This is a genomic window from Actinoplanes aureus, from assembly GCF_015704865.1.
GTDB lineage: Bacteria > Actinomycetota > Actinomycetes > Mycobacteriales > Micromonosporaceae > Actinoplanes > Actinoplanes aureus.
In genome coordinates, this window is sequence record NZ_JADQTO010000043.1 from 47213 (window position 1) to 55552 (window position 8340).

The following is an 8340-nucleotide window of genomic DNA, read 5'->3' on the forward strand; positions in this document are numbered from 1 at the left end:
TCGGTCATGGGCGGGATGGGGTGACCGACGCGGGGACGGCGGGCCGCCAACGGGCCTCGGCGGGATGCAGATTGTTCACGGCAGTGGCCGTGGCCGCGACGTAGTAGTCGAACAGGCGGGTCAGCGCGGTGCGGCGTTCGGGCGGCCGGTCCTCGTCGTGGGCTCGGCTGGTGGCGTAGGCACGGATGAGGTCGTGGAAGGTGTACCGGCCGGGCCCGGTCTGCTGGAACAGAAGGTCCTCGCGCAGGTAGCGCAGCAGCGCCTGGACGGTGGTCAATTCGGTCTCGGCCAGGGCTGTCGCGACTACGCGTCGAAGTCCTGACCGGGATGCAGGGCGAGCAGCCCCAGCAACCGCTGATGGTCGGCGGGTAAGTGCTGGTAGGACTGGTGCAGCGCGAGTTCGACGCCGGTGTCCCGGCGCCGGTCGTGGTGGCGTTCGTCGAGTCGGTCGGCGTGATCGGTCAATGTCCAGCGGGTGTGCTGCGCATGTGCCCGGTGATCTGGCCGAGGGCCACGGGCAGATAGCCGCAGCTCCGCGCGATCTGGGCCGCAGCGTGCGGATCGGAGCCGACGGGCACCTCGGGGACGGCCTGGGCGAAAAATGCCAGGGCCTCGTTGTGGGTGAATCCGTCCACGGACAAGTGGGTCGCGGTCCGCCACATCGTAACCACGCTGACCGACATCATCCGAGTGATCCATGACGCCGATCCTGGCGACAAGGGCGAGATCTACCGCCAGCTCGGGCTGCGGCTGACCCACATCCGGGAAAGCAAAAGTGCTGGCCGAGTCAAGGCCAGCACCGGTGTGCTTACAGTCTGTGTCCGGAGGGGGGACTTGAACCCCACGCGTAGCATCCGTGCGACTTTCAACGGACCAGCGGTCAAACGCGCTTGAACACGTCAGCGGGGCGAATCGCCGCACCTCTTCCTATGGGCTGGGGAGGTGGGCGTCGTGGCTGCCGTAGTTCCGGCGTTGATCCCCGTGGTGACGCCGCGAGATTCTCGGATGTCCTCTTCCCCAGCGCCGGGGAAACGGTTGCCGTTGCCGCTGTCGCGAATGCCAGCCATCCGAGACGAAGGCGTGATCTACGGGCTTGCCGCACTCGACGCCCGCGGCCGAGTGGCTGACCGGCTCGTACTGTCAGCATTGAACCTTTTCCAACCTGACGGTGCTGGTCACGGCAGGTGTGGGTGGCCCGGATATCGATGAGGGCGAGGCTCCAGGTAAGACAGCAGTCGACCAAGATCCGATGCCCCAGCCGGGAGCCTCGCCGTGCTGTCTTACCCCGCCAAGATTCCGCTGTCCAATCGGAGTCTGAACCACCTCGCCGACCGCATTCGGGTCCACCGTCGCCAACGCGGTTCCCGGTGGCGGCGCCTCAACCCCGGTGAGCAGGCATTACTCGTCCTGGCCCACATGCGAAAACGGCGACACTTACACCCGCCTCGCGGCCGGGTTCGGCGTGGCCACCGCCTGGCGCTACGTGCGCGAAGCCGTCGACCTGCTCTCCGCCGCCGCAGACGACCTGGCCACCGCCATGGACCGCATCCGCCAGCTGGCCTTCGCCATCCTGGACGGCACCCTGATCGCGATCGACCGGATCGCCGACCAACGACCGTACTACTCCGGAAAGCACAAGCGCCACGGCGTGAACGTGCAGGTCATAGCGGACGCGGCCGGCTGATCTGGGCCTCGGTGGCGTTGCCCGGCCGTACCCACGACCTGAGCGCAGCCCGCCAGCTCGGCATCATCGACGCCCTGACCAGCGCGGACGTCATGACGTTCGCGGACAAGGGCTACCAAGGTGCCGGTGGCACCATCCGGGTTCCGTTCAAACGCCACCGGTCCCGGCCGAAGCTCCAGCGCTGGCAGAAGCGCTACAACCGCCAGCACGCCCGGATCCGGGTCCGCGGCGAACGAGCCATCGCCACCTTGAAGACCTGGACGCTACTCGCCAAGCTGCGCTGCTGTCCCCGCCGAGCGACCGTGATCGTGCAGGCCATCCTGGTTCTGCAGCACGTTGAAGCCGACCGCTACGCAGGATGAAAAGGCTCAGTGAAGTCTGTGGGTTGGTCTCGACGCTGTGCTCGTCCTCGGTCGGCGTTCGCCGGGTTCCGCTTCCCGGCCGAGGTGATCGTGGTGGCGGTGCGCTGGTACATGCGCTACGGCTTGTCCTACCGAGACGTCGAGGAACTGCTCGCTGAACGCGGCATCCAGGTCGACCCCGTGACCGTCTACCGCTGGGTGCAGCGGTTCATGCCACTGCTGGCCGACGCCGCCCGGTTCGCCCGCCACTCACCCGCTGACCGTTGGTTCGTGGACGAGACATACGTCAAAGTCAACGGAGTCTGACGCTACCTCTACCGGGCGATCGACCAGCACGGCCAGGTCGTCGACGTGCTGCTCTCGACCCGCCGGGACGCCGCCGCCGCTCGCCGGTTCTTCACCCGAGCGCTACGGACGCTGAAGGTGATCCCAAACCAGGTAGTCACCGACGCCGCGCCGGTCTATCCGGGCGTACTGCAGGAGGTGGTTCCCGCGGCGTGGCACCACGTCGAGCAGTACGCGAACAACTCGATAGAAGCCGATCACGGCCAGCTGAAACGCCGGCTGAGACCGATGCGTGGACCCCAGACTGATCGTTGGGCGCAAGTCGTGATCGCCGGGCCCACCTTTATGCAGAATCTGCGCCGCGGCCACTACGAACTCGGAGTCGACGCCCGCCCCGCACTGCGAGTCGCCGCAGCGTTCACCGAACTCGCCCAAGCGCTCTAACCACCTGTCGGGCGGGGCTCAGCCTGTCCGCCGATCTCGCAACGCAACGGAGCCGCTGCACCAGATGGGCCTCGGCCTCGCGTTCGCCGGCAACGACGAACCGTACTGGGTGCAGGAGTCCGCCACCACCCCGAAGCGGCTCACCCTTTGACCGAGCCCGCCACCATGCCGCGGATGAAGAAGCGCTGCAGGGACAGGAAGACGATCAGCGGTACGATCATCGTGAAGAAGCCGCCCGCGGTGATCAGCTGCCAGCCCTGACCCTGCTGGCCGATCAGGCCGGCCAGGTTGACCGTCATCGGCTCGTTCTCGCCGGGGCCGAGGAAGATCAGGGCCACCAGCAGGTCGTTCCACACCCAGAGGAACTGGAAGATCGCGAACGAGGCGAGCGCCGGCACCGACACCGGGATGACCAGCCGCCAGAACGTGGTGAAGTGTGTGGCGCCGTCCACCTTGGCCGACTCGATCAGTTCCTTGGGCAGGGTGGCCATGTAGCTGCGCAGGATGAAGATGGCCAGCGGCATGCCGAACCCGATGTGCGCCAGCCAGACGGCCGGGAAGGTGCCGTTGAGGCCGAACTGGCCGTACAGCTGCAGCAGCGGCACGAGGGCCACCTGATTGGGTACGACGAGCAGACTGACGATCATGATGAACAGCACGTCTCGGCCCTTGAACTCCATGAAGGTGAACGCGTAGGCGGCGAACGCGGCGATCAGGATCGGGATGAGAGTGGCCGGCAACGTGATCGCGAAGCTGTTGATGAATGCCCGGAACATGTTGCTCTCGGTGGCCACCTCGGTGTAGTTCGCCAGCGTCCACTGGGTGGCGTCGAGGGGCGATTTCAGCACCGTCCACCAGCCGGTGGCGTTGGCGGCGTCCGGTTGCCGGACCGAGGTGATGAACAATCCGATCACCGGCACGATCCACAGGAAGCAGATGATCAGCAGGACGGCCTTGACGATCCAGTTGGCCTTGCCGGCGTTCTCGCCTACCCCGCCGAGCTGCCGACGACGGCCGCCCATGGTCTTGCGGTCGGTGACCGGACCGGGCACCGGGGTCGGCGGCGGCCCTTGGCTGACGGCGGTCATCGTCCTGCCTCCTGGGCTCGGAACTGGCGAACCTGATAGATCATGACCGGGATGATCGCCACCATCAGCATGACCACGATCGCCGCGGCGAAGCCGGCGTTGCCGTTGGTGAACAGCTGGTTGTAGAACTCCAGCCCGATCACGTTGGTGTTGAAGTTGCCGTTGGTCATCACGTACACCACGTCGAAGACCTTCATCACGCCGATCAGCACGGTGATGAACACGACCGTGACGGTGGGCCAGATCTGCGGTACGACCACCCGGAAGAACGCCTGCCGCTCGGTGGCGCCGTCGATCCGGGCGGCTTCCAGCGTCTCGGTCGGCACCCCCTTGACCGCCGCGGACAGCAGCACCATGGAGAAGCCGACCTGCGCCCAGATCAGGATGACCATGAGCCAGAAGCTGTTCATGTGGAAGCGTTCCTGCTGCAGCCAGACGACCGGGTCGAAGCCCAGCGCCGTGACGATCGCGTTCTGGAGCCCGATCTGCGGTTGGCCGGCCGGGCGGGCCTCGTACACGAAGCGCCAGATCGTGGCCGCACCGACCATGCTGATCGCCATCGGCAGGAAGATGATCGTCTTGGTCAGCTTCTCACCGCGCGGCCGCAGCCGGTCGGCCAGCACTGCCACGGCCAGGCCCAGGATCACCGTGGCGGTCGGCACGATGACGATCCAGAGCAGTGTGTTGAACAGCGTCTGGAGGAATGCTTCCGAGGTCAGTAGTTGCCGATAGTTGTCGAGACCGACCCACTCGGTGGAGGTCCGGTTGGCGAAGCTGTAGACGATGGTCTGATACGCCGGATAGATCAGGAACAACCCGATCGCCGCCACCGCGGGCAGGATGTAGACGTACGGTTTGATCCGGTCCTCCCAGGGCCCCGGCAACCGCTCGGCGAGCTTGTTGAGCAGGTAGTAGAGCACCAGCGCGCCGCCTACCCCGGCTATGATCGAGATCAGCGCGGTTATCACTTTCGCGGTCATCACCGATCAGCTCCTAGTAGTCCGGCCAGCTCTCGTCGATGTCCCTGAGTACCGTGGCGGTGTCCTCCTGGCCGGTCACCCAGATCACCATCCCGCGCCAGAAACTGCCCGAACCCACCTCGCCGGGCATGGTGTCCGAGCCGTCGAACACCGCCTCGGTGGAGGAGTAGGCGATCTCGGCGATGGCGCGCATCGTCTCGTTCGGGTACTTCGACCGGTCGAAGTCCTTCCACGGGGAGATGAAGCCGCCGTCGGGCGCCAGCTGGTTGCCGAACTCCTTGCTGGTGATGAACTCCAGTACCCGCACAGTGTCCGGGTTGTCGTTGAACAGCCCGGCCAGGTCGCCGGCGCCGAGCACCGGCTGGCCGGCGCCCGCCTGCACCGGGGGCAGCGGGAACACGCCGGCCTCGGTGTCGATGTTCTGCACGATCGGGTCCGGGAAGTTGCCTGGCTGGGCCAGGAAGCTGGCCTGGCGGTGCAGGAAGCACTTCGGCGGGTTCTCGAACATCGGGTTGCCGGCGGTGGCGAAGTTGGTGCTGGCGATCGACCGGCGGCCACCCAGCACGTTGCCCTCGGTGAACCAGATCTTGCCGATCTCGTCGACGGCCTGCTGGATCACCGCGTCGTTGAACGGGATCTGGTGGCTGGTCCACTGCTTGTACTTGGCGGCGCCACCGACCCGCAGGACGTAGTCCTCCACCCAGTCGGTGGCCGGCCAGCCGGTCGCGGCCTGGCTCTCGATCCCGACGCACCACGGTGGCGTACCGTCCGCCTTGATCCGCTCGGTCAGCGCCAGCAGCTCCTGCTGCGTCTCCGGAACCGTGTACCCCTTGGCTTCGAACGCCTTCTTCGGATACCACACCAGGCTCTTGACGCTGGTGGACATCGGGATCGCCCAGACCTTGCCCTCGGCGTCGCTGGCCGCGTCGAACAGGTACATGTTGTTCTTGTTGTACTGGTTGGTGTCGACGACCGTGCTGAGGTCGATCAGCCGGCCGGACAGCGCGATGTTCAGCGTGATGCCGGGCTGCGGGAAGATCGCGACGTCCGGCAGGTTGTTGCCGGCCACCCGGCTGCGGATCAGCTTGTCGAAGTCCGGCGTCGAGGACAGCCGGACCTTGATGCCGTTCCGGTCCGCCCACGGCTGCACGATGCCCTGGAAGCTCTGCGACTGGTCGCCGCTGAAGCCGTACATCACCTCGACCACGTCGTCCTCGGCGCCGCGGTTGCGGCCGGCTCCGGGTTCGGCGAGGCACGCCGAACCGGTCAGGCCCACGACCGCCGCCACGGCAGCGCCCCGGATCACCCGCCTCCACCTGTGCATACCGGCTCCGTCGAACGAGATGTGTCGATCACGTGACTCAACTCACACACTTCGCCCCCTCTGGGAGGCTGTCAACCTTGCGGACCCTCCCTTCTGGATTCGGCGTCACGTCCGTTCGCCTGACCGGCCCGGCGGCGCACGTCTGCCTCGATGTGCGGACGCATTCCGGGGAGGAACTATGCGAGTCCATCGGGCATCCGCGTGTCTCGACGCGGTCGTCATCGCGGCGGCGGTCGGGGCCACGCCGGCGATAACATGCGTGCCGATGCATATAGGAACGTAATGACGTTAAACGCTGGGATCGCTGTGCCCTGCGAGCTAGGGCTTGGTGCGGGGCGGGCCTGAGCGATGTCCTGTCAACGCTTTCGCGGACGTCCGAACGGCTCGGGACACACTCCATGGCCTACCGTGGAGGCATGAACCGCCTCGGCAGGCGTGACGTCGGCGCAGGCGTACGCCCCCGCCGAAGCTGCGCTGGTTCGCGCCGTCCGGAAGCCGTTGAAGTCGTGTCGCCGCACCGGACCTGCACCGGGACGACACAGTGAATTCCGCGCACCCGGATCCGGCCTTCCCGAGCCTGCACGGTCGCCCCCAATACGGATGGGTGAACGATCCGAACGGCTGCTCGTTCATCAACGGCCGCTACCACCTGTTCTTCCAGTACAACCCCGACGCGCCCGTGCACGACGGGATCAAGTGGGGACATGTCAGCTCGGCGGATCTGCTCCACTGGCGGCAGCACCCGATCGCATTGGTCAACCGTCCCGGCGAGCTTGACGAGTACGGGTGCTGGAGCGGCTCGGTGACAGACGATGCCGGCGTGCCCACCGCGGCGTACAGCGCCGTTGCCGACAAAAGCTTCCGATCGGTCGTGCTGCTCGCCCGGAGTGACCGAGACATGCTGCGCTGGCACCAGGACCGGGAGCCCGCCGCCGGCATGCCGGACGATCCGGCCATCAGTCACGCACGAGACCCGTTCCTCTTCGAGGCCGACGGCCGCCGATACGCCGTTCAAGGTGCTGGGCACACGCACGGCAGTCCGCGGATACTCGTCTATGGCTGCGACGACCTAACCTCGTGGACAGGGCTGGGAACGCTCCTATCGAGCGACAACCCGATCGCAGCCGAGGCGGCGCCGGCGAATATCTGGGAGTGCCCCAACCTGCTGCCCCTCGATGACCGATGGATCTTGATCGTCTCACTCTGGCGTCACGTCGACGGCACCCAGCGCCTAGCCGGGGTGAGGCACCTCATCGGTGATCTTGAAATTGGATTGGATGGCCCACGCTTCACACCCGTCGGCGGCGGAGAACTCGACCGAGGCCCGTGTTTCTACGCCCCGCAGGTCCTGCGCCATGACGGCCGGGTCCTGCTGTGGGCATGGTCCTGGGAGCACGGCCGAACGCGGGAAGACATCGCCGGGGCCGGCTGGGCCGGCGCGCTTACCTTCTGCCGTGAGTTGTCCCTGCTCGGTGACACGCTGGTGTCGAGGCCGGTGCCCGAACTCGCCGGGTTGCGCCGGGAGGCACTGCAGATCCCCTCGGATCAGCCGTTCACCGCCACCGCCTACGACATCGAGTTGCACCCCGATGCACGACAAGCGACACTGTGGCTGGTCGATGGCGGTGACGAACAGTTGGTCGCTGAGGTCGACCTCGCACCGTCCCCCGTGGTACCGCCGCGCATCCTAGTTGACGGATCCATGATCGAAACCTTCGATGGCACGGCCACTGCCTACACAACCCGGGCGTATCCGACAATGACCAGCCGTTGGCTTCTGCGGCTCGCGCAGCCCGCGCCCATCAGCGCCTGGCAGCTCGGGCTGCAATAGAGGAAACACCGGCCTTGCAGAGAAGGCCTCTCGGGTCAACATTCAGCTAGAGCTGGTGCCAGTCGGCGGGAACCGGCCGGATGTCGACCCGGCCTGATCCGACCCTGGCCAGCGGGACGTCGCCGCCTGGGAAGCCGCCTGGTGGCTGCCCGATGGGGGACGCCCGATGTCACCCGGGTCGGCTGGATGAACACCGTGCGGGCGTTGAAGATGGCCCTGAAGGGTGCCAGTTCGAGGATTCGAGGCTGTTGCACCGGTTGCGCCTCGCCGCCGACTACCCGGCCGGTAGGAGTGAGGACAGTCGGCGGCAGCAAGGCGGCAGACCAGAGTGCCGGCAGTGGG

General features: G+C 66.5%; 7 protein-coding genes and 2 pseudogenes. 3 read left to right on the forward strand and 6 right to left on the reverse strand.

Annotated elements, in window-relative coordinates; genetic code table 11:
• Positions 1-4: 4 nt before the first annotated feature.
• Genes I4J89_RS45700 through I4J89_RS45710 form a run of 3 tightly spaced genes read right to left on the reverse strand, consistent with a single transcriptional unit; the run spans position 5 to position 662 of the window.
• Positions 5-277 carry a hypothetical protein gene (locus I4J89_RS45700; protein ID WP_196420504.1) on the reverse strand — a complete coding sequence of 91 codons (273 nt, stop codon included), beginning with the start codon at positions 275-277 and terminating at the stop codon, positions 5-7.
• A 26-nt stretch (positions 278-303) separates the two neighbouring features.
• A complete protein-coding gene (locus I4J89_RS45705; RefSeq protein WP_196420505.1) occupies positions 304-465 on the reverse strand; it encodes a hypothetical protein in 162 nt (53 codons plus the stop codon).
• Positions 462-662, reverse strand: coding sequence for a hypothetical protein (locus I4J89_RS45710; protein WP_196420506.1), 201 nt, complete (start codon positions 660-662; stop codon positions 462-464). The genes I4J89_RS45705 and I4J89_RS45710 overlap by 4 nt, the downstream gene beginning before the upstream one ends.
• A gap of 610 nt (positions 663-1272) precedes the next feature.
• Between I4J89_RS45710 and I4J89_RS45715 the strand changes: the two are divergent.
• Together I4J89_RS45715 and I4J89_RS45720 are read left to right on the forward strand one after the other, a co-directional pair.
• A pseudogene (locus I4J89_RS45715) lies at positions 1273-2046 on the forward strand (transposase family protein).
• 18 nt (positions 2047-2064) lie between these two features.
• Positions 2065-2775: pseudogene (locus I4J89_RS45720) on the forward strand (IS6 family transposase).
• A 140-nt stretch (positions 2776-2915) separates the two neighbouring features.
• Here the strand turns inward: I4J89_RS45720 and I4J89_RS45725 are convergent.
• From I4J89_RS45725 to I4J89_RS45735, 3 genes are read right to left on the reverse strand one after another with little or no spacing between them, the layout of a single operon-like run.
• Positions 2916-3863 (reverse strand): carbohydrate ABC transporter permease, encoded by a 948-nt coding sequence (locus I4J89_RS45725; RefSeq protein WP_196420507.1) that lies wholly within the window; start codon positions 3861-3863, stop codon positions 2916-2918.
• A complete protein-coding gene (locus I4J89_RS45730) occupies positions 3860-4843 on the reverse strand; it encodes a carbohydrate ABC transporter permease (protein ID WP_196420508.1) in 984 nt (327 codons plus the stop codon). The genes I4J89_RS45725 and I4J89_RS45730 overlap by 4 nt, the downstream gene beginning before the upstream one ends.
• 13 nt (positions 4844-4856) lie before the next feature.
• The gene (locus I4J89_RS45735) at positions 4857-6167 is read right to left on the reverse strand and encodes an ABC transporter substrate-binding protein (RefSeq protein ID WP_196420509.1); all 1311 of its coding nucleotides are present in this window, start codon (positions 6165-6167) and stop codon (positions 4857-4859) included.
• A gap of 541 nt (positions 6168-6708) precedes the next feature.
• Between I4J89_RS45735 and I4J89_RS45740 the strand changes: the two genes are divergently transcribed.
• On the forward strand, positions 6709-7998 hold the full coding sequence (locus I4J89_RS45740) for a glycoside hydrolase family 32 protein (protein ID WP_309238775.1): 1290 nt from the start codon (positions 6709-6711) through the stop codon (positions 7996-7998).
• The last annotated feature ends 342 nt before the right edge of the window (positions 7999-8340 follow it).

Bases quoted from the DNA above. Each gene is read 5' to 3' on its own strand.
- I4J89_RS45710 (WP_196420506.1), bottom strand. From the start codon at position 662: ATGTGGCGGACCGCGACCCACTTGTCCGTGGACGGATTCACCCACAAC.
- I4J89_RS45725 (WP_196420507.1), bottom strand. From the start codon at position 3,863: ATGACCGCCGTCAGCCAAGGGCCGCCGCCGACCCCGGTGCCCGGTCCG.
- I4J89_RS45730 (WP_196420508.1), bottom strand. From the start codon at position 4,843: ATGACCGCGAAAGTGATAACCGCGCTGATCTCGATCATAGCCGGGGTA.
- I4J89_RS45735 (WP_196420509.1), bottom strand. From the start codon at position 6,167: ATGCACAGGTGGAGGCGGGTGATCCGGGGCGCTGCCGTGGCGGCGGTC.